This window comes from Bradyrhizobium sp. HKCCYLRH1034 (genome assembly GCF_051168375.1).
In the GTDB taxonomy this organism is placed as follows: domain Bacteria; phylum Pseudomonadota; class Alphaproteobacteria; order Rhizobiales; family Xanthobacteraceae; genus Bradyrhizobium.
Window position 1 is genome coordinate 66,148 of the sequence record NZ_JBNPUW010000008.1, and the last position, 18,791, is coordinate 84,938.

Here is an 18,791-nt window from a genome sequence, read left to right on the forward strand (position 1 = left end):
AGCCAAGGAGAGGTCGACGGGAATGCAGGCAAGACGGCTGGGCGTGGTCATCGCTCTCGGCACCGCCCAGACGCTGGCCTGGGGATCGAGCTACTATCTTCCCGCCATCCTCGCCGACCCCATCGCCAGGGATCTCGGCCTGTCCAACAACTGGTTCTTCGCCGCCTTTTCCGCCTCGCTGATCATCTCCGGCCTGTTGGGTCCGCGCATCGGCCGCCAGATCGACCGCGTCGGCGGCCGCCAGGTGCTGTGCGCCTCCAACATCGTGCTGGCGATCGGGCTCGCACTGCTCGGCCTGTCGCATTCGCTGTGGGTGATGGCGCTGGCGTGGCTGTGGCTCGGCGTCGGCATGGGGCTCGGCCTCTATGACGCCGCGTTCGGCGCGCTCGGGCGCATCTATGGCAAGGATGCACGCGGCGCGATCACCGGCATCACCCTGATCGCGGGCTTCGCCTCCACCGTCGGCTGGCCGCTGAGCACGCTGGGGCTCGCGACGATCGGCTGGCGCGAGACCTGCTTCGCCTGGGCGATCGCGCATCTCGTGATCGGCCTGCCGCTCAATTTGTCGCTGCCGCGGGCGACCGTGATGGCGCCCGGCGATATCCCGACGGGCAAGCCCAACATCCCGCTCGACCGCCCGATGGTGCTGATCGCGTTCGCGATGGCGGCGGCCTGGACCGTGACCGCGGCGATGGCGGTGCATCTGCCGCGGCTGATGCAGGCGTTCGGCGCGACGCCCGCGCAAGCCTTGTTCGCCGGCATGATGATCGGGCCGGCGCAGGTCGCGGCGCGCGTGTTCGAGGCCGGCTTCCTCAGCCGCTTCCATCCGCTCGCCTCGGCGCGGCTCGCCTGCATCACCCATCCGATCGGCGCCGTGACGATCGGGCTGTTCGGCGGGGGCGCCGCGGCGGCGTTCGCGCTGCTGCACGGCTCCGGCAACGGCATCCTGACGATCGCTCGCGGCACCCTGCCGCTCGCCATCTTCGGCCCCGTCAACTACGCCTACCGGCTCGGCCTGATCGGGGCCCCGTCGCGGATCTGCCAGGCCTTCGCGCCGCTGCTGTTCGGCCTGCTGATCGATGGGCTCGGCCGCGGCGTGCTGATCGTGTCAGCGAGCCTCAGCCTGTCGGCGCTCGCCGCCCTGATGCTGCTGCCGGCCGAGCGCGCCGAGACGGCGGTGCCGCTCGACACCACCGACAAGGCGGCTTGAGCCGGTAGCCCTTTCTTAACCAGCTTTCTGCGCCCACCGCTCACCGTGCCGCTGCGGACGGGCATCCATGAGCGCATATACGGAAAGTTGAAGGTTGGATTGAAGGATACCCGTGGTCATACGGGGGTCATTCACGACACGATGGCATTGCAGCGCAAACACATGCTTCGCGTCGGGGCGGTGGCCGCCTGCGTCGGGATCTTCCTGGCCGGCGCCGATTTCGCCGTGACCGCGCTGATCGGCAACCAGACCGCGCGGCAGCTCAGCGAGCTCAGCAAGGTGGCGCTGCGCCGCTCCGAGGCGGCCATCGACTCGGCCGGATCGATCCTGAACCGCCTGATCGCGAAAGGTCCGATGGACTGCAGCGCCGTCGCGCTGCAGGCGCTGCGCCTTCACGTCTATCAAGGCACCATCATCAAAGACATCCGCACCGTCGACCGCGACGGCGCGGTCGAGTGTGCGGCCTATTCCGAAACGCTCGAATTCGACAATGGCTGGGCGCGGCGCGACGAGATGTTCAAGTCCGCCGACGGCGAGCTGCGGCTGTTCCGCGTCGAGCAGTTCACCGGCGCCGCGTTCGGCGTGATGCGCGACATCGACGCGCAACGGTCTCTGGCTGCGATCCTGCGCATCGATGGCAACCTGCTGGACGTGATGCCGGTCGGCCTGCGCGCCGAGAGCAACGTCACCCTGACCCTGCCCGATGGCGAGCAGGTGGCCGGCTATCATCCCGATGCATCCGCCAAGTCTCCGGCGCAGACCGTCGCGTTCACCACCGTGTCCGACCGCTATCCGCTGCAGGCCACGATCCATGTGCGGCCGCAGAGCCTGAGCACCCGCGGCGACCTCGCTTATCTCCTGACCATGCTCGCCGCCGGCACGCTGGGCGGCATGTTCGGCCTGCTGCTGGCGAGCTATCTCAGCCGGCCGGTGGACCCGGTCGCCGAGCTCGACCGCGCGCTCGCGGCCAACGAGTTCAAGCCCTACGTACAGCCGACCTTCCGACTGAAGACCGGCGACATCGTCGGCTGCGAGATCCTGGCACGCTGGGAGAAGCCGGACGGCCGGCTGATCCCGCCGATGAGCTTCATCCCGCTCGCCGAGACCACCGGCCGCATCGAGAAGCTGACCTGGCAGCTTCTCAAGACCGCCTTGCGCGAGCTGCAGCCGGAGATGAAGCAGGACAAGCTGTTCAAGCTGTCCGTCAACATCACCCCGCGCCATCTGCTCGGCGACCGCTTCATCGACGATCTGCGCAAGACGGTCGCGTCGTCATCGGTCTCCACCCGCCAGGTCGTGCTCGAGGTCACCGAGCGCGAGGAGCTCGCCGATCTCGCCAAGGCGACTGATGTCGTAAAGGAGCTCAGCGAGCTCGGCTTCCGCGTCGCGCTCGACGACGTCGGCATCGGCCATAGTGGCCTGTCCTATATCCAGCGGCTCGGCGCGCGCATCCTGAAGATCGACAAGTTCTTCGTCGACGCGATCACCCGCGACCAGTCCGCCATCGTGGTGGTGCAGATGCTGGTGGCGCTGGCGCGCGAGCTCGACATGTCCGTGGTCGCCGAGGGCATCGAGCATCAGGAGCAGGTCGATGCGCTGATCGCCTGCGGCGTCGAGGAAGGCCAGGGCTACCTGGTCGCGCCGCCGCTGTCGCTCGGCCGCTTCAAGCAGTTCCTCGACGTGCGCCGGGCCTCGGCCGTTCCCGGCCAGGCCGGCGAGCCGGAATTGGCCGCCTGACGGCGAGCCCGCGCGCGTCGGGCACGCGCCTCACTGCCGGGTCATCTGTCCGCGAATCTCGCCGCCCGGGTTCGCCTGGGTGTGGACGTTGGCGTACCATTTGCCGGCCAGCAGATCGGCCGCCTGCGCATCGGTGATCACGGCGGAGCCCGTGATCGGCGGCTCCGGGCTCTTGAACGGCAGCGCGATGCCGGCATTCTTGCCGGGCTCGCTGGGACCGTGGAAATGCGCGCCGATCGGCGGCCCGCTGAGGCCGGAGAAGGTGACCTTCCAGCTCAGCGTCTTGGTTGCGGTGTCGAAGCTCGCTTCGGCCGCGCCCGACGCGGCGGACGCGTTCGGCGGCACCTCGTTGGCGGCCTTGAGCTCGGACTTCAAGACAACGGTTTCGGCGCGAGCCATCGGCGCGGCCGCGACCCAGGCGACGGCGAGCAACGCCAAATGAACGAATGTCCGTCCCATGGTTTTCCTCCCAAATCGTTTTGTGCAGTCTCGGTGTTCGAGACCCCACGGGCAAGCTGATATTCCGTGGAACGCGTTAACAGCCCAGGCATGAGCGGCGGCCCAGGCCGCGTTGATTGAACAATCCCGACCCCTGTGCCAAACAGGACGGGAACACAAAGGCCTCGAAAGAAAGCCATGGCGGATCGAATGGTTGCTTCCAGGACGGCGCGCGGCAAGGTGGGGCGGCCTCCGCTCGAACGTGCCGGCGAGGTTGAGGAGCGCATTCTCGACGCGGCAAAGACGGTGTTCCTCGCAAACGGCTTCGAAGGCGCGAGCGTCGACGAAATCGCGCAGACCGCGCGCGCCGGCAAGCCGACCATCTACGCGCGATTTCCCAGCAAGGCCGCGCTGTTCGCGGCCGTCATCGGCCGCCAGGCCGCGCGCAACACGCAGTATGAGAACCTGGTGCCGCAGGGCCGCACCTTCCGCGCCCGGCTGATCAGCCTCGGGCTCACCTTGATCGAGCGCGCCTTCGTCGAGGACACGATCGGCCTGATGCGCACCGCGATTGCGGAAAGTCCGCGCTTTCCCGAGCTGACGCTCGAGATCCAGGACACGGCGCGCAAGCGCGCCACCTGCAATGTGAGCCACGCGATCGGCGAGCTCGCGCGCGCCGAAGGTCTCGCCGGCAAGGGCGCGTTCTCGGCCGACCGCATCGAGGACAGCGCACGGATCTTCCTCGATCTCGTCGTGTTCGCCGTGCTGATCCGCAGCCTGCTCGGCGAGGACATGCGCGCCCTGAAGAAGGAAGCCCAGGCGCATGTCGAGAAGCGCGTCGACTTCTTCCTCGCCGCGACGACGTGATCCTAAATCTTTCTGTCCTTGCGCAGCTCCGGAAAGATCGTCTCGTCCTGCAGGATCACGTCCGCGGTGCGCTGATAGTGCGCCGTGAGCAGCGCAACCGCGCGTTCGGTGTCGGCGTCGAGCACGGCGTTCACGATGTCGGCGTGCTCGTCGCCGACGGGGCGTGACGGAAACGCCTTGCGGATCGACAGCCGGCGGTAGCGATAGAGCTGGTCGGCAAGCTGGCCGCAGAACGCGATCAGCGACTGCGAGCCGCAGTTCGAGATCAGGACCCGATGATAGATCCGGTGCAGCCTCTCCCACTCCGGATTGTCCTCGAACGTTGTCGCGCTGAGCGAGCGCGGCGCGCGGCTGAGCCGATGCTGCGCCAGCACCAGTTGCTCTTCCCAATCGGGCGTCGCCGCCGCCATCGACTCGCGCAGCGCCAGCGCCTCGACCCAGCAGCGCGTCTTGGTCAGCTCGGCGAGCTCGGCGCGGCTGATGTCCTTGACGTAGAAGCCGCGCTGCTCGCGCACCTCGACCAGTCCGTCGGCAGTCAGGCGGTTGAGCGCCTCGCGCAGCGGTGTCTGCCCGGTCTGATAGGTCTCGGTCAAAAACCGCATCTGCAGCTTGCGCGATGGCGCCAGCCGGCCGGACAGCAGGTCCTCGCGCAGCCGGTCATACACATGACTCGCCTGCGTCGACGGGCCTTGCCCCTCGGCCTCCAAAACCGCATCCACGCCCGATCTCCTCTGAATCAGACGACATGTATAGAGCGAGGCTGCAGAACATAAAATTTATAAATTCTGATTGATTTCGATTTTTTATGTAATAAAAGGGGCCAGCCGGTTTCGCCGGCCAGGAACAGAAACGTCGCGCGTCCTCACCCGGGCATCGCGCAGGAGGACACGCTCATGACCCGGTTTCCGGTCGCGGCTCTGCGCAGCGTCGATCTGGGCACGCCAGATCTCGCGCGTTCGGAAGCGTTCTATCGACAGACCTGGGGGCTGGAGCGCGTCGCGGAAGCCCCCGGCATCGTCTACCTCCGCGCGACCGGCAGCGACCATCATGTCGTGGCGCTGCACCAGAGCGAGCGCACCGAGCTGCAGGCGGTGACTTTCCGCCTCGCCGAGTCCAGTGATTTCGATGCCATCAGCCGCAACGCCATCCATGAAGGCGCGACGCTGATCGCAGCGCCGGCGCCGAACCCCGGCCCCGACGGCGGCGTGATCATGAGCCTGCGCGGCCCCGAGGGCGGCGTGCTGCGCTTCGTGCATGGTGACATCAGGCACGACGCCAGGCCGCCGCGGCCCGAGCTCCCGGAGCGGCTCGCCCACGTCAATCTCAACAGCACCGATGTCGATCGTTCGGCGGCCTTCTACGAGAAGGCGCTCGGCTTCCGCCTGACCGACCGCTCCGCGGCGATGGCCTTCGTTCGCTGCAATTCGGACCACCATGCCGTCGTGATCGCTGCGGCGAAGGTCAACGGGCTCAACCATGTCGCCTTCCTGATGCCGACCTGGGAAGGCGTGATGCGCGGTGCGGGCCGCATGATCGATGCCGGCCATCCGATCGCGTGGGGCGTCGGACGCCACGGCCCCGGCGACAATGTCTTCGCCTACTTCATCGATCCCGTCGGGACCGTGATCGAATACACCGCCGAGGTGCTGCAGGTCGACGACGACTACGTCGTGCGCGGCCCGGAGCATTGGGTCTGGCCGCCCGGCCGCATCGATCAATGGGGCATCGCTCCGCCCAAGGCCGAGCACGTCAAGTCCGCGCAGCTCGCGGTCGGCTACGCCGCCTGACTCGTTTTCCAACTCCAGAGTTTCCAGATCCATGTCCGCCACGTCAGATCACAAGCATTTCGAGGCCGTGATCGTCGGCTTCGGTCCGACCGGCGCCATCGCCGCGAGCCTGCTCGGCATGCAGGGCATCAAAACGCTCGCGATCGACCGCGCTGTCGAGATCTACGACAAGCCGCGCGCGATCGCGCTCGATCACGAGATCATGCGGCTGTTCGACAATCTCGGTATCGCCGAACAAGTCAGCCGGTACGTCGCGCCGTTCCCGGCGTCCGAGCATTTCGGCGCCCAAGGGCAGTTGATCCGCCGCATCGACATGGTGGGCGAGCCCTATCCCCTCGGCTACACGCCGAGCATGGTGTTCACCCAGCCGCCGGTCGAGCAGGTGATGCGCGATCGTGCTCGCCGCTGTCCTTCCGTCACGGTCGAGCTCGGCACGACCCTCGTCACGATCCGGCAGGATGCGACGGCGGCGACCGTTGTGCTGCAGCGGGCGGACGGTACAGTTCGCGAGGTCACCGCCGACTACGTGATCGGCTGTGACGGCGCCTCCAGCACCGTGCGCCAGCAGCTCGACATCAGCTTCGACGATCTCGACTTCGACGAGCCGTGGCTGGTGGTCGATCTTCTCGTAAATGACGGCGGTGTCGGCAAGCTTCCGGCCACCGCGGCCCAATTCTGCGATCCCGCGCGTCCGACCACCTACATCATCGGCCCCGTCAACCATCGCCGCTTCGAGATCATGCTGCGAGCGGGGGAAGACCGCCACGCGATGGAGCAGCCGGAGCAGGTCTGGCGTTTGCTCTCACCCTGGCTCAGGCCCGAGGACGCAACGCTGTGGCGCGCGGCCAGCTATCGCTTCCATGCGCTGGTCTCACGCCGCTGGCGCCAGGGGCGCGTCCTGCTCGCCGGCGACGCCGCGCATCAGCAGCCGCCCTTCATCGGCCAGGGCATGTGCCAGGGCCTGCGCGATGCAGCCAATCTGTGTTGGAAGCTCGCGCGCGTGTTGCGCGGCCAATCGACCGCGGCGCTGCTCGACAGCTACGAGATCGAGCGCAGCACGCATGTGCGCGAGCTGACCACGCGCATCAAGGCGATCGGCCGCGTCATCTGCGAGCAGGATCCGGAGGCCGCAGCGGCACGCGACGCGCGTATCCTTGCCGAAGGCGGCGGCGCGCCGCGCACCATCACCCGGCAGGAGATCGTGCCGCCGCTGACGCAGGGACTGCTCGCGACCAAGGCAAATGCGGCCAACGGCACGCTGTTTCCGCAGCCCTGGATCGTCGGTGATGGCGGGCGTGCCCTGCTCGATACCGTCGCCGGCACCGGATGGCGGCTGGTCATCGACGGGCGGGGCACGCTGAACTCGAGCGCGATCGACGCTGCCACCCGCGACGCCGGCATCAGTCTGATCGCCATCGGCGGTCACGGCCTGCACGAGGAGAGCGCCGTCGTCGCACGCTGGTTCGAACGCCACGGCTGCGGCGCCGCGCTGGTGCGACCCGACCATTATGTCTACGGCGTCGCGACGGACGCGCCAGGGCTCGCCTCGCTGCTGAGCGAGCTGAACCAACGACTGCACTCATCATAACAAGAGACTATCAAACGGGGAAACGCCATGACGACAACATCGGACACCGCCAGACCCAATGTGGGAGGACGCGCGATCGCCGTCCTCATCATGCTGTTCCTGTTCCAGACGCTGAACTTCTTCGACAAGCTGGTATTCGGCCTCTCGGCCGTGCCGATGATGAAGGAGCTGGGCTTGAGCCCGAAGGAGTTCGGGCTGATCGGCAGCAGCTTCTTCCTGCTGTTCTCGCTGTCGGGCATGGCGGTCGGCATGTTCGTCGTCGGCCGCTTCCCGGTGAAATGGCTGCTCCTGATCATGGCCGGCGTCTGGTCGGCGACGCAGATCCCGATCTTCTTCTCCGGCTCGATCGCCGTGCTGGTGATCTGCCGCATCATCCTCGGCGCCGGCGAAGGGCCTGGGCTGCCGACCGCGCTGCACGCCTGCTACAACTGGTTTCCCGCCGACCGGCGCAGCGTGCCGAGCGCCGTGGTGCTGCAGGGCATCAGCGTCGGCCTCTTGGCCGGCGGTCCGATCCTGACCTATGTCATCGTGAGCTATGGCTGGCGCACCGGCTTCCTGTTCTGCGGCCTGCTCGGGCTGGCCTGGATGCTCGGCTGGTTCTTCATCGGCGGCGAAGGACCCTACTCCGCCCATGCGCCGGAGGCTGCGGCGGCCAAGGACAAGGCGTTGCCGGCGCGCGTGCTGTGGGCCGATCCGACCGTGATCGGCGTCATCATCATGTCGACCGCGTCGTACTGGATCGTCGGCATGTCCGCGACCTGGCTGCCGCCCTATCTGCAGCTCGGGCTCGGCTACAAGCAGGTCGATGTCGGCTGGATCATCTCAGGGATCTATCTGTTCCAGTCGCCGCTGCTGCTCGGCGGCTCCTGGCTGACGCAAGTTCTGCAGCGCAAAGGCTTCAGCTTGCGTGCCTGCCTCGGCCACGCCTCCGGTCTCGCGCTGCTCGCCGCCGGCTGCGCACTGCTGTTGAGCATCGTCACCTCGGGCCCGCTGCAGCTCGCCTGTATCGCGATCGCCTTCGCCGCACCGAGCCTCACCACGATCTTCGGCCCCGTCGCGCTCGGCGCCGTGGCGCCGGCGATCCAGCGCGGCCGGCTCATCGTCGTGATCTATTCCGGCAACGCGGCATCCGCGCTGGTGTCGAATGCGCTCACCGGCTGGATCGTCGGCGAGGCCGGCGGCAACGCGCCGCTTGGTTACGCCCACGCCATGACCTTCACCGCCGGCGTGCTGATCGTTGGCGCCATCTCGGCCTTCGCGCTGATCTTCCCGGAGCGCACCATCGCGCGCTTCGCGAAATCGGCGCAAGAACCGGCTTCTCCCTCCGCCGTAGCGGCGGTTTCGACCTGAGGACATCGGATGAGATTTGCAAGCTTCACCATCGACAATGCGCCGACCTGGGGACTGGTCGAGGGCACTGACATCGCCGATCTCGGTGCTGTCCTGCGCGACCGCTTCCCGGATCTGAAATCGGCGATCGCAGCGGACGCGCTGAAGGAAGCGGCTGCAGCGGCCTCGGGCGCAAGGCGGTATCCGCTCTCGGCCATCAGCTTCCTGCCGGTGATTCCGAACCCGGACAAGATCCTCTGCATCGGCCTGAACTACGAGACGCACCGCAAGGAGACCGGCCGCTCCGAGGTCGAGAACCCCACGGTGTTCGGCCGCTTCGCCAACAGCCAGACCGGGCATCTCACCGACATCATCCGCCCGCGCGTCTCGACCGATCTCGATTTCGAGGGCGAGCTCGCCATCGTCATCGGCAAGCCCGGCCGCTACATCCCGCGCAGCGAGGCTTGGCAGCACATCGCCGGCTATGCCTGTTACAACGAGGGCAGCGTGCGCGACTTCCAGCGTCACACCCACCAGTTCACGCCGGGGAAGAATTTTCCCGCGACCGGCGCGTTCGGCCCGTGGCTGGTCACGCCGGACGAGATCGACGATCTCGGTCCGCTGCGGCTGCAGACCCGACTGAACGGCGAGGTGGTGCAGGACGCCACGATCAGCCAGATGATCTTCGATATCCCGCGCCAGATCGAATACTGCTCGTCGTTCACCCGGCTCGAGCCGGGCGACGTGATCGCCACGGGGACGCCGGGCGGCGTGGGGTCGCGCCGAACACCGCCGCTGTGGATGAAGCCGGGCGACGTGGTGGAGGTCGAGATCGACCGCATCGGGCTGTTGCGGAACGGCATCGCCGACGAGGCGGTGTAAGCGCCCCTGATGTTCTTGACCGTCATTCCGGGGCAGCCCGCCAGGGCTGAACCGGAATCTCGAGATTCCGGGTTCGATGCTTGCGCATCGCCCCGGAATGACAGCCGAACAACAGAGCCTACTCAATGCGCCATCGCCGCGCCGCCGCCGAGCCTGACCTTGCGGAGCGTCAGCGCCAGCGGAATCGCCGACAGCGAGATCAGCATCAGCGCCCAGTAGACGTCGACATAAGCGAGCAGCGAGGACTGCATCTGCACGGTCTGGCCGATCCAGGCGAGCGCCTGCTGCTGCGCCTGGACCAGCGAGCTGCCATGCGCGGTGAAGTAGTTGGTCACCTGGTGCAGCGTGTCCTGATAGGCCGGATTGGATGGAATCGCATTCTCCACCAGCCGGCTCTGGTGGAACTGCCCTCGATGCGCCAGGATGTTGGCGGCCAAGGACACCCCGATCGAGCCGCCGGTGTTGCGCGCGGCGTTGATCAGCGCCGAGGCCTGGTCGGTCTTCTCAGGCGGAATGCCGTTGTAGGACGCGGTCGTGATCGACAGGAAGATCAGCGGCAGGCCAATTCCGATCAGCATGCGGGATTCGGCGAAGAACCAGAAATCCACATTGGCGTAGACCCGGGTGAGGTCGTACATCGCGAACGCCACGACGGCCGCGCCCGTCATGATCATGTATTTCGGCTGCACCTTGCCCGAGAGGCGCCCGACGACGAACATCATCGCCATCGTGACGAGGCCGCCCGGCGACAGCACGAGGCCGGCCCAGGTGGCGGTGTAGCCGAAATCCTGCTGCACCATCTGCGGCAGCATCTGCGTGGTGCCGAGCAGGATCGCGCCGGTCGCCAGCATCACCAGGAAGCTGGCGCCGAACTGGCGCGACGCCAGCATGCGGACATCGACCGTCGGATTTTTCTGGTTCATCTCCCACGGGATCATCGCGATGAAGGCCGCGACGCAGACCGCGGCGGTCACCATGATGAATCGCGAGTCGAACCAGTCGTCCTCAAGGCCCCGGTCCAGCATCAGTTCGAGCGCGCCGAGAAATGTCGCGACCAGCACGAAGCCGACCACGTCAAAGCCATGCGCCTGCTTGCGCCGATCGGCCGTGACCTCTTCAGGCTCCTTGAGGATGAGCCCGATCAGGATCATCGCGGCGACGCCGACGGGGCCGTTGATCAGGAAGCACCAGTGCCAGGAGACGTTGTCGGAGAGATAGCCGCCGAGCGTCGGACCGACGACGGGCGCGACCACGACGGCGACGCCGAACAGCGCGAACGCCTGGCCGCGCTTTTCCGGCGGGAAGGAGTCGGCGAGGATCGATTGCGCCACCGGCACCATGCCGCCGCCGCCGAGGCCCTGCATGATCCGGAACAACAACAACACCTGCAGATTCCAGGCGAAGCCGCACAGCACCGAGCTCAAGGTGAACAGGCCGAGGCACAGCAGGAAGAAGGTCTTGCGGCCGAAGCGCTTGGCGAGATAGCTCGAGGCGGTCAGGATGATCGCGTTGGACACGAGATAGGTCGTCACCACCCAGGAGGATTCGTCCTGGCTGACGCCCATGCCGCCGGCGACATAGGGCAGCGCGACGTTGGCGATGGTGGTGTCCAGCACCTCCATGAAGGTCGCGAGCGCCACCAGCACCGCGATGATCCACGGACTGCCTGCGGATCGCGACGCGGCGAGCGGAGCAGCCTCACTCATGGCGGACCTCTCTCACAGCACGGCCTTCAGCCGCTCATAGAGCGACGGCTTGGGATCGACGCGAACGGTCGGCACCACCGACATGCCCGGGCCGAGCGCGACGTCCGTCGGCGGATCGTCCATGTCGATCTTGACCGGCACGCGCTGCACGATCTTGACGTAGTTGCCGGTCGCATTCTGCGGCGGCAGCAGCGAGAATGCCGGGCCCGAGCCGGACTGCACGCTGGCGACATGGCCGCGGATCTCGCGCTCCGGATAGGCATCGATCTCGAGGGTCACGGGCTGGCCGGGCCGCATCTCGTCGAGCTGGGTTTCCTTGAAATTGGCGGTCACCCAGACGTCATCGGGCACGAACATCGAAAGCGCCGTCCCTTGTGCCGCGAACTGACCATCAGCGGCGCTGAGATTGACAATGCGGCCGGACTGCGCCGCGGTCACGGTCGTGTACGACAGATTGAGCTGGGCCTGGTCGCGCTGGGCCTGCGCCTGAGCGAGATTGGCGTCGGCGCTCTCGTGCTGCGCCTTCAGCGACTCCAACTGGCGTTGCGCGACCGAGAGGTTGGCCTGCGCCGAGGTCAGCGCCGCCTTCTGCTGCTGGAGCTGCGATGTGTATTGCTGCTCGCTCTGCACCGTGCCGGAGCCGGTGCGGGCGAGGTCCTGATAGCGCTTGGCCTGCTGCTCTGCGAAGGTCAGCCCGGCCTGGGCCTGCTCGACCTGGGCCTGGCCCGCGGTGATCTGCGCCTGCTGCACGTCGATCTGCGCATCGATGTTGCGGATCGCCGCCTGCGCCGACTTCACCTGCGCATCGGCCTGCGCCAGCGCGGTCTTGTAGTCGCGATCGTCGATGCGCGCGATCACGTCGCCGGCCTTGACGTGCTGGTTGTCGGTGACCGGGACGGCGGTGATGTAGCCGGAGACTTTCGGCGCAATGGAGAACTGGCGGGCCGCGATGAAGGCGTCGTCGGTGGTCTCATAGTGACCGGCCGCATCGTAGTAGACGTAGCCGCCGGCGCCGACGGCGAGCAGCAGCACGAGACCCAGCGCTGCCCCGAGCGGATGCCGCCGGATCAGGCTCCTCCGGGACCCCTCCTGGCGCTCCCCGTGCTCCGTCGGCGACGGGCCGGGCTCCGCCGCCGGCATCTTGGCCTCGACCTGCTGCCGAGGCTCGCCGGAGGCCCGCCCGCGCCATTGCTGCACGGCCCGATCGCGGGCCGAGACCGCCGGATCGTCGTTGGCCGCCGATGGGACCTCGGCCGATGACAGAGCTTGCTGTGTCATCACGTCTCCTTGAATAGAACGGAACCGTTTCGTTTCTAGAATTGGGGGTGAGGCAGGTGGACGCAATGGCGAGCCGCGATGCGGACGGCTAAACTTTTCGTCATTGAAGGCCGCCGGCGCGCGTTCCGCTGCGCCTTCACCGCGGTCCGCCGTCAGCAACGTCAACTGCGTTCCGCCGCCGCGGTTGCAGTCTCACGTCATCGCGATGGCTCGATGAACTCGGGCAAATACAACACGCGCACACGGCTGCCGCCGGCGGCGCCGGCACCGCACGTCCGGCCGGCGCGCGGCACCGGCCCCTGACGGCGTTCTCAGCGCGCCGGCTCCGGCCCGGCGAGACGCACGGCGAGAGCCAGCGCGGCAATGACCGGCGGCACGACGAAGCACCAGCTGCCCAGCCGCACGAACAGCAGCGCGGCGGCGCCGCAGCCGAGCGCAAAGGCGAGCACGTTGATGGCCATCTGCATGAGCCGCGCCGGCGGCGACGCCTGGCCCTTGTCGCCGACATAGATCCTGTCGGCGAGATCGATCATCACCTGCGTCGTGGTGCCGGTCATCAGGGTCGAAGGCGGCGAACTCGGCAGATGGATCCGGTGCACGGCATTCTGGATCGCCATCGCCGCGACCAGCACCATGCCGGTGATGATCGCCTCGCGGCTGTCGCCGTCATGGAACGGGCCGAAATGGATGGCGAGCACGGCGCCGAGGACGAGCAGCACCAGCTTGACGCCGATCAGGATCTCGAAAGCGCGTGACCACCGCCGGGACAGCAAGGTGCCGGTCAGCCGCGTCGCGATCACGACCACGCAGAACACCGGCAGCGCCAGCAGCTTGGCGGTCGCGCCCGAGGTCCCGAGCGCCAGCGCCGCGCCAAACGTCACGAAGTTGCCGGTGACATGCGCCGTGAACAGGCCCTGCAGCGCCAGGAAGCCGGCGGTGTCGACATAGCCGGCATTGACGCTGAGCAGCAGCGGCACCACGTTGCGGGACTCGAATTGCGACATGTCGTCCTACTTTCGTTGCTCAGAGCGCGTATTTCAATTCGATGCCGATGTAGTCGGAGTCATGGCCGCCGGCGCGGCGCAGCGTCTCGCCGATCTCATAGTGCACGGCTTCCAACGCTCCGGTGAGGTTGGCGTTGAAGCGATAGTCGGCGCGCAACTGCGCATAGACGCCGGACCACGAGCTGCCCTGCCCCGCGGTGCCGGCGACCGCGACATTGGGCTGGACGTAGATCGCGTCCGCATCGGTCACGCGCCATTGCAGGCCGATCGCGGCCATGAATGACAGCGCGGCGGTCGGCTTCACCGTCAGCGACGGCTTGAGATGGATCAGGTTGGTGTAGCCGGTGAAGCCGGCCAGCGTGAAGTAATAGCCGTTCGGGAACAGCGGATTGAACGTCTCGACCCTGTTGTCGCCGGGATGGCGGTCGCCGGAGGCGCCGTCGAGCTGAAGGCCGATGCGCGGCTGCCAGGCGAGGTCGGCGAAGGTGTAGCCGGCGCGGGCGCCGGCGCCCCAGGCGCGGATCTGCTTCGCCCCGACCGAGCCCGCCTGCCCCATCGCCTCGAGATCCCAGTCGAAGCCCGCGAGCTTGCCGGCGAAGCGGATGTCCAGCACGTGGCGCTGCTCGAGGCCGGCTGCGTCGAGGAAACGCGCATTGTCGCGCTGATAGTAGGAATAATACGACGACAACTCGTTGGTGCCGAGCACCTGGCGCTCGACGCGGAAGGTGTGGAACAGGAACGATCCGTTCGACGTGTCGTCGAACGGACGCACCAGATTATATTGCACCGGCTGGCTGACGAAGCCGATGAAGCGCCATGGGCCGCTTTCCCAGTCGGCCCACAGCGCATCGAAGGACTGGCGCACGTTCGGTCCGTCGCGCGACGACACGAAGCGCTGCAGGTCGAAGTCGAAATCCTGCCGCCCGACCCGGGCCTTGAACGTGCCGCTGTCCGTCGTATTGACATAGGCGAGGAAGGCGAGCCGGAGGTCGAGCGGGTCCTGGTCGACGGACGTGATCTTGGCCTTGCCGAAGGCACGGTCGTCCTCCAGCTGGACGAACAACTGCCAGTTCTCGTTGAGATGTGCGTCGGCATGGATCTGCAGCCGTTGCAGGACATGCTGATCGGGTCGCGTTCCACCGATGCCGAAGCTCGCGGCATCCAGGCTCTCGAACCGCTCGCGCAGGTTCATGCCGAACGAGACGTAGCTCTGCGGATGGTCCTGCTGCAGCGGGATGTACTTGATCGGATCTGATGGCGCCGTGCGCAGCGCCGGATCGGCCAGCACCGACCAGTCCTCCTGCCAGCGGTTGGTGCGGATCGCCGGACGCGAGGCGTTGTCCTCGGCGAAAGCTGGCGTGGCTGCACACAGCGCGCTGAGCAGCGTACTCGCGACCAGGGTCTTTCTCAGGAGCCACGCCATCCATGACCTCTCAGGAATCGCCGCAGCATCCTACTTCAATGGCGCATGAATCTCCGCGACATAGCCGCCGGGAAACTGCACCACCGCCTGCTCGCGCCTGTCCGAGTTGAACGGCTCGACCAGCACAGTGGCGCCCGCTGCTTTTGCCTTGTCCAGGGTTGCCTTGAGATCAGTCACCTCGTAGCCGGTCGTCTCGCGTCCGAACGGATACGGCAGATGGCCGTCGGTGACGAGCACGGTCATGCCGCCGAACACCGACGCGATGCGGATGCGCCGATAGTGATCATTCGGACGGCCGATCTCGACGCCCGGCGCCCTGGTGTCATCGGAGATGACCTTGCCCTTGGAGAAGCGCAGGAAGGCGCGCGTGAAGGTCTCGGCGCGGTCGGCTGACACATAGACGCGATTCTCCGGAACGGTGTCGAACGCCGGATAGGACGGCTTGGTCGTGTGCCAGTACAGCTGCATGTTGACGCCGCCCGGCCATTGGATCACGGCATCACGTCCGATCGGATCGGGGAATGGCGCGACCAGCACGTCGGCGCCGGCGGCCTTGGCCGCCTCGATCGCCGCGTCCAGATCGGTGACCAGATAGCCGGTGCGTTCGGCCCCGAACGGATACGGAATTCCGGTCTTGAAGCCGAACAGCGAGACCGTGCCGACTGGCGTCTGCAACAGCTGCGAGGTCGTGCTGCTCGGAGCAGGCGTCACCGTCGCAACCACCTGCTTGGTGCTCTGGCCGCCGAAGGTGGCGAGGAAGCTGGTGGCGAACTTCTCGACGTCGTCCGGCGCGACATAGACATGCGTGGTGTCGTATTGCGCGCCCACGCCGATCAGCGGCGCCGCGTCCTTGGCGAACGCGGGCGCGGCGAGCAGCGTGGTGGCGATGACGGCGCCGAGCAGATGACAGGAACGGACCATGACGACCTCGAATGAGCAGATGTGGATCAAGCGCGGTGCGTGCGCCAGGAGATGATCGAGACGAGCACGAGGCCGGCGATCAGGCCGAGATGCTCGAAGAAGGCGTTCAGCGCCATGAACCGGTCATGACCGGACATGTGCCAGAAATCATTGGCGGCGAGCATCGCAACGAGCGTGAGCACGCCGAGCGCGCCGGCGCCGAGCCAGACGAACCGGTTCGCGATGACGAGCACCGAGCCGATCAGCTCGACGGCGATCGCGGCCGCCGCCCACAGCGCCGCTGGCTGCAGGCCGAAATGCGCCTGCTCGGCAATCGCGCTTGGGAAGTCCATGAACTTCTGGATGCCGCCGATCAGATAGGCTGAAACCAGCGCGACCCGCGCCGCGTGCCACAGCCAGCGCCAGTCGAGCACCGCGGCGATCGGCCGTGGCGTGTCGGACATCCCCGCCATCTCAGACCGCCCAGCAGGCGCAGCCGAGCGCACCCCAGAAGCTCTTGAGATCGGAGACCGGCAGGCTGGAGGACCATGCCCGCGCGTGGTCATGGCCGTGCACGCCGCATGCGCTGGCGCAGCCGCACATCTGCATCGCCTGGGCGCGGATGCCGCCGTGATCGTCCTTCTCCAGCCAGGCGCCGTAGCCGCCGAAGCGGCGCACCGGCGACCACTCCGGCATGGCCGGCGGCGGAGCCGCGTCGTCCAGCGGCTTGAACGCGGCGGCGGCGTAGACGATGCGGCCACCCACCATGGTGAGGTCGCTGGTGATATCGGCGATCTCGGCCTCCGCACAGGAGAAGAAGTCGCGATCCGGCACGATCAAATCGGCGAACTGCCCGACCGCAATGCGGCCCTTCCTGCCTTCTTCGTTGGAGAACCAGGTGACGTTCTCGGTCCACATCCTGAGCGCGGTCTCGCGATCGAGGCAGTTGCGCTGCGGATACAGCCGCAGGCCACCGACGGTGCGGCCGGTCACCAGCCACGACAGCGACACCCAGGGGTTATAGGAAGCGACGCGGGTCGCGTCGGTGCCGGCGGAGACCTTGACGCCCTTGTCGAGGATCTTCTTCACCGGCGGCGTCGCCTCGGCCGCGCCGAAGCCGTAGCGCTCGACGAAGTACTCGCCCTGATAGGCCATGCGGTGCTGCACGGCGATGCCGCCGCCGAGCGCCGCGATGCGGTCGATCGATTGGTCCGAGATCGTTTCGGCATGGTCGAAGAACCAGTGCAGACCCTCGAGCGGCGTATCCTGGTTGACTTTCTCGAACACGTCGAGCGCGCGCGAGATGGTCTCGTCATAGGTCGCGTGCAGCCGCCACGGCCACTTGTTCTGGACCAGGATGCGCACGACCTCCTCGAGCTCGCCTTCCATCTCGGCCGGCATGTCCGGCCGCGGTACGCGAAAATCCTCGAAATCGGCGGCAGAGAACACCAGCATCTCGCCGGCGCCGTTGTGGCGGAAATAGTCGTTGCCCTGCTTGTAGGTCGAGCTCTGCGTCCAGCGCAGGAAGTCGTCTCTCTCGCCCTTTGGCTTCTGGGTAAACAGATTGTAGGCGAGTCGGATCGTGAGCTCGCCGTCATCGGCCAGCTTCTGGATCACGGCGTAGTCGTCCGGATAGTTCTGGAAGCCGCCGCCGGCATCGATCGCACCGGTGACGCCGAGCCGGTTCAGCTCGCGCATGAAGTGCCGCGTCGAGTTGAGCTGATAGTCGAACGGCAGCTTTGGACCCTTGGCCAGCGTCGCGTAGAGGATCGCGGCGTTCGGCTGGGCGAGCAGCAGGCCGGTCGGATTGCCCTGTGCGTCACGCGCGATCTCGCCGCCTGGCGGCTGCGGCGTATCCTTGTCGTAGCCGACGGCACGCAGCGCGGCGCCGTTCAGGATGGCGCGGTCGTACAGATGCAGCAGGAACACGGGCGTGTCGGGCGCGACGGCGTTGAGCTCGTCAATCGTCGGCAGGCGCTTTTCGGTGAACTGATGCTCGGTGAAGCCGCCGACCACGCGCACCCATTGCGGCGGCGGTGTGATGGCGACCTGGGCCTTGAGCATCGCCATCGCGTCCGCGAGCGAGCGCACGCCGTCCCAGCGCAGCTCCATGTTGAAGTTGAGCCCGCCGCGGATGATGTGCAGGTGATTGTCGATCAGCCCCGGCAGCACGCGACGGCCCTTGAGATCGATGATCTTCGTTCGGGGACCGGCGAGCTTCATCACGTCCTGCTCGTGGCCGACCGCGGTGAAGGCGCCGTCCTTGATCGCCACCGCGCTCGCCGTGGGATTGGACCGATCGAGCGTCGTGAACAGGCCGTGATGGAGGATGAGATCGGGGTAATCGCTCATGAGGCCTTCTCATTCTGCACAGTAGAATTGGTCGTCTCTGCCCGGCCGTGGTGGCCAGGCAGCAGGCCGAAGATGTGCGTGGCGCAGGCCGCCTTCTGCCACGCGGCAGCAAGCGTGGTCCCGTTCAGGAGCTGCTTGCCCACGGGGATCACCTGCTCTCCGACGAGGATGCCGAGCAGGCCGACCAGCGCCACCAATGGCGGCGCCGGCGAGCGGACCTGAAGCAGGCTGTAGATCACGCCGACCAGCAGCCCTGCCCCGAGCGAAAACAGATAGATCTTCATCGTTCG

General features: G+C 66.9%; 17 protein-coding genes. 7 read left to right on the forward strand and 10 right to left on the reverse strand.

Annotated elements, in window-relative coordinates; genetic code table 11:
- The first annotated feature begins 22 nt into the window (after positions 1-22).
- Together ACQR0W_RS20200 and ACQR0W_RS20205 are read left to right on the forward strand one after the other, a co-directional pair.
- A complete protein-coding gene (locus tag ACQR0W_RS20200; RefSeq protein ID WP_315712730.1) occupies positions 23-1,210 on the forward strand; it encodes an MFS transporter in 1,188 nt (395 codons plus the stop codon).
- A gap of 162 nt (positions 1,211-1,372) precedes the next feature.
- Positions 1,373-2,947: an EAL domain-containing protein gene (locus tag ACQR0W_RS20205; protein ID WP_316169668.1), complete on the forward strand. Its 1,575-nt coding sequence runs from the start codon at positions 1,373-1,375 to the stop codon at positions 2,945-2,947.
- 30 nt (positions 2,948-2,977) lie between these two features.
- Here ACQR0W_RS20205 and ACQR0W_RS20210 read toward each other — a convergent pair whose 3' ends face one another.
- Positions 2,978-3,406: a CHRD domain-containing protein gene (locus ACQR0W_RS20210; RefSeq protein WP_316186966.1), complete on the reverse strand. Its 429-nt coding sequence runs from the start codon at positions 3,404-3,406 to the stop codon at positions 2,978-2,980.
- Between the two features lie 189 nt (positions 3,407-3,595).
- Between ACQR0W_RS20210 and ACQR0W_RS20215 the strand changes: the two genes are divergently transcribed.
- Entirely contained in the window at positions 3,596-4,252 is a 657-nt protein-coding gene (locus ACQR0W_RS20215) for a TetR/AcrR family transcriptional regulator (protein WP_315753189.1), read from the forward strand.
- Between the two features lie 2 nt (positions 4,253-4,254).
- Here the strand turns inward: ACQR0W_RS20215 and ACQR0W_RS20220 are convergent, their stop codons facing one another.
- Positions 4,255-4,971 (reverse strand): GntR family transcriptional regulator, encoded by a 717-nt coding sequence (locus ACQR0W_RS20220; RefSeq protein WP_315828184.1) that lies wholly within the window; start codon positions 4,969-4,971, stop codon positions 4,255-4,257.
- 174 nt (positions 4,972-5,145) lie between these two features.
- On the opposite strand from ACQR0W_RS20220, the gene ACQR0W_RS20225 reads away from it, so the two are divergent.
- The 4 genes from ACQR0W_RS20225 to ACQR0W_RS20240 are packed head-to-tail and all read left to right on the forward strand — an operon-like array spanning position 5,146 to position 9,838.
- Positions 5,146-6,039, forward strand: coding sequence for a VOC family protein (locus ACQR0W_RS20225; RefSeq protein WP_316186967.1), 894 nt, complete (start codon positions 5,146-5,148; stop codon positions 6,037-6,039).
- Between the two features lie 31 nt (positions 6,040-6,070).
- Entirely contained in the window at positions 6,071-7,627 is a 1,557-nt protein-coding gene (locus ACQR0W_RS20230; protein WP_316186968.1) for a bifunctional 3-(3-hydroxy-phenyl)propionate/3-hydroxycinnamic acid hydroxylase, read from the forward strand.
- Positions 7,628-7,654: 27 nt separating this feature from the next.
- Positions 7,655-8,977, forward strand: a complete 1,323-nt coding sequence (locus tag ACQR0W_RS20235; RefSeq protein WP_316167151.1) for an MFS transporter — start codon at positions 7,655-7,657, stop codon at positions 8,975-8,977.
- A gap of 9 nt (positions 8,978-8,986) precedes the next feature.
- Positions 8,987-9,838, forward strand: a complete 852-nt coding sequence (locus ACQR0W_RS20240) for a fumarylacetoacetate hydrolase family protein (RefSeq protein ID WP_315753194.1) — start codon at positions 8,987-8,989, stop codon at positions 9,836-9,838.
- Positions 9,839-9,960: 122 nt separating this feature from the next.
- Here the strand turns inward: ACQR0W_RS20240 and ACQR0W_RS20245 are convergent, their stop codons facing one another.
- The 8 genes from ACQR0W_RS20245 to ACQR0W_RS20280 form a co-directional block, all read right to left on the reverse strand.
- The gene (locus ACQR0W_RS20245; protein ID WP_316186969.1) at positions 9,961-11,544 is read right to left on the reverse strand and encodes a DHA2 family efflux MFS transporter permease subunit; all 1,584 of its coding nucleotides are present in this window, start codon (positions 11,542-11,544) and stop codon (positions 9,961-9,963) included.
- A 12-nt stretch (positions 11,545-11,556) separates the two neighbouring features.
- Complete coding sequence (locus ACQR0W_RS20250) at positions 11,557-12,822, reverse strand: HlyD family secretion protein (protein WP_316186970.1); 1,266 nt, start codon at positions 12,820-12,822, stop codon at positions 11,557-11,559.
- Between the two features lie 311 nt (positions 12,823-13,133).
- Positions 13,134-13,826 (reverse strand): YoaK family protein, encoded by a 693-nt coding sequence (locus ACQR0W_RS20255; RefSeq protein WP_316169675.1) that lies wholly within the window; start codon positions 13,824-13,826, stop codon positions 13,134-13,136.
- A 19-nt stretch (positions 13,827-13,845) separates the two neighbouring features.
- Positions 13,846-15,249 (reverse strand): alginate export family protein, encoded by a 1,404-nt coding sequence (locus ACQR0W_RS20260; protein ID WP_316169676.1) that lies wholly within the window; start codon positions 15,247-15,249, stop codon positions 13,846-13,848.
- Between the two features lie 30 nt (positions 15,250-15,279).
- A complete protein-coding gene (locus ACQR0W_RS20265; protein ID WP_316167162.1) occupies positions 15,280-16,170 on the reverse strand; it encodes a glyoxalase in 891 nt (296 codons plus the stop codon).
- Between the two features lie 26 nt (positions 16,171-16,196).
- Entirely contained in the window at positions 16,197-16,622 is a 426-nt protein-coding gene (locus ACQR0W_RS20270; protein WP_316169677.1) for a DoxX family protein, read from the reverse strand.
- Position 16,623: 1 nt separating this feature from the next.
- Positions 16,624-18,501 carry an amidohydrolase gene (locus ACQR0W_RS20275; RefSeq protein WP_316169678.1) on the reverse strand — a complete coding sequence of 626 codons (1,878 nt, stop codon included), beginning with the start codon at positions 18,499-18,501 and terminating at the stop codon, positions 16,624-16,626.
- Positions 18,498-18,785: a XapX domain-containing protein gene (locus ACQR0W_RS20280; protein WP_315712754.1), complete on the reverse strand. Its 288-nt coding sequence runs from the start codon at positions 18,783-18,785 to the stop codon at positions 18,498-18,500. The genes ACQR0W_RS20275 and ACQR0W_RS20280 overlap by 4 nt, the downstream gene beginning before the upstream one ends.
- Positions 18,786-18,791: the final 6 nt, after the last annotated feature.

Excerpts from the sequence above, each read along its gene's own strand:
- ACQR0W_RS20260 (WP_316169676.1), bottom strand. The coding sequence starts at position 15,249 with ATGGCGTGGCTCCTGAGAAAGACCCTGGTCGCGAGTACGCTGCTCAGC.
- ACQR0W_RS20240 (WP_315753194.1), top strand. The coding sequence starts at position 8,987 with ATGAGATTTGCAAGCTTCACCATCGACAATGCGCCGACCTGGGGACTG.
- ACQR0W_RS20215 (WP_315753189.1), top strand. The coding sequence starts at position 3,596 with ATGGTTGCTTCCAGGACGGCGCGCGGCAAGGTGGGGCGGCCTCCGCTC.
- ACQR0W_RS20225 (WP_316186967.1), top strand. The coding sequence starts at position 5,146 with ATGACCCGGTTTCCGGTCGCGGCTCTGCGCAGCGTCGATCTGGGCACG.
- ACQR0W_RS20270 (WP_316169677.1), bottom strand. The coding sequence starts at position 16,622 with ATGGCGGGGATGTCCGACACGCCACGGCCGATCGCCGCGGTGCTCGAC.
- ACQR0W_RS20210 (WP_316186966.1), bottom strand. The coding sequence starts at position 3,406 with ATGGGACGGACATTCGTTCATTTGGCGTTGCTCGCCGTCGCCTGGGTC.
- ACQR0W_RS20245 (WP_316186969.1), bottom strand. The coding sequence starts at position 11,544 with ATGAGTGAGGCTGCTCCGCTCGCCGCGTCGCGATCCGCAGGCAGTCCG.
- ACQR0W_RS20200 (WP_315712730.1), top strand. The coding sequence starts at position 23 with ATGCAGGCAAGACGGCTGGGCGTGGTCATCGCTCTCGGCACCGCCCAG.
- ACQR0W_RS20280 (WP_315712754.1), bottom strand. The coding sequence starts at position 18,785 with ATGAAGATCTATCTGTTTTCGCTCGGGGCAGGGCTGCTGGTCGGCGTG.
- ACQR0W_RS20250 (WP_316186970.1), bottom strand. The coding sequence starts at position 12,822 with ATGACACAGCAAGCTCTGTCATCGGCCGAGGTCCCATCGGCGGCCAAC.
- ACQR0W_RS20255 (WP_316169675.1), bottom strand. The coding sequence starts at position 13,826 with ATGTCGCAATTCGAGTCCCGCAACGTGGTGCCGCTGCTGCTCAGCGTC.
- ACQR0W_RS20235 (WP_316167151.1), top strand. The coding sequence starts at position 7,655 with ATGACGACAACATCGGACACCGCCAGACCCAATGTGGGAGGACGCGCG.
- ACQR0W_RS20205 (WP_316169668.1), top strand. The coding sequence starts at position 1,373 with ATGCTTCGCGTCGGGGCGGTGGCCGCCTGCGTCGGGATCTTCCTGGCC.
- ACQR0W_RS20265 (WP_316167162.1), bottom strand. The coding sequence starts at position 16,170 with ATGGTCCGTTCCTGTCATCTGCTCGGCGCCGTCATCGCCACCACGCTG.
- ACQR0W_RS20275 (WP_316169678.1), bottom strand. The coding sequence starts at position 18,501 with ATGAGCGATTACCCCGATCTCATCCTCCATCACGGCCTGTTCACGACG.
- ACQR0W_RS20230 (WP_316186968.1), top strand. The coding sequence starts at position 6,071 with ATGTCCGCCACGTCAGATCACAAGCATTTCGAGGCCGTGATCGTCGGC.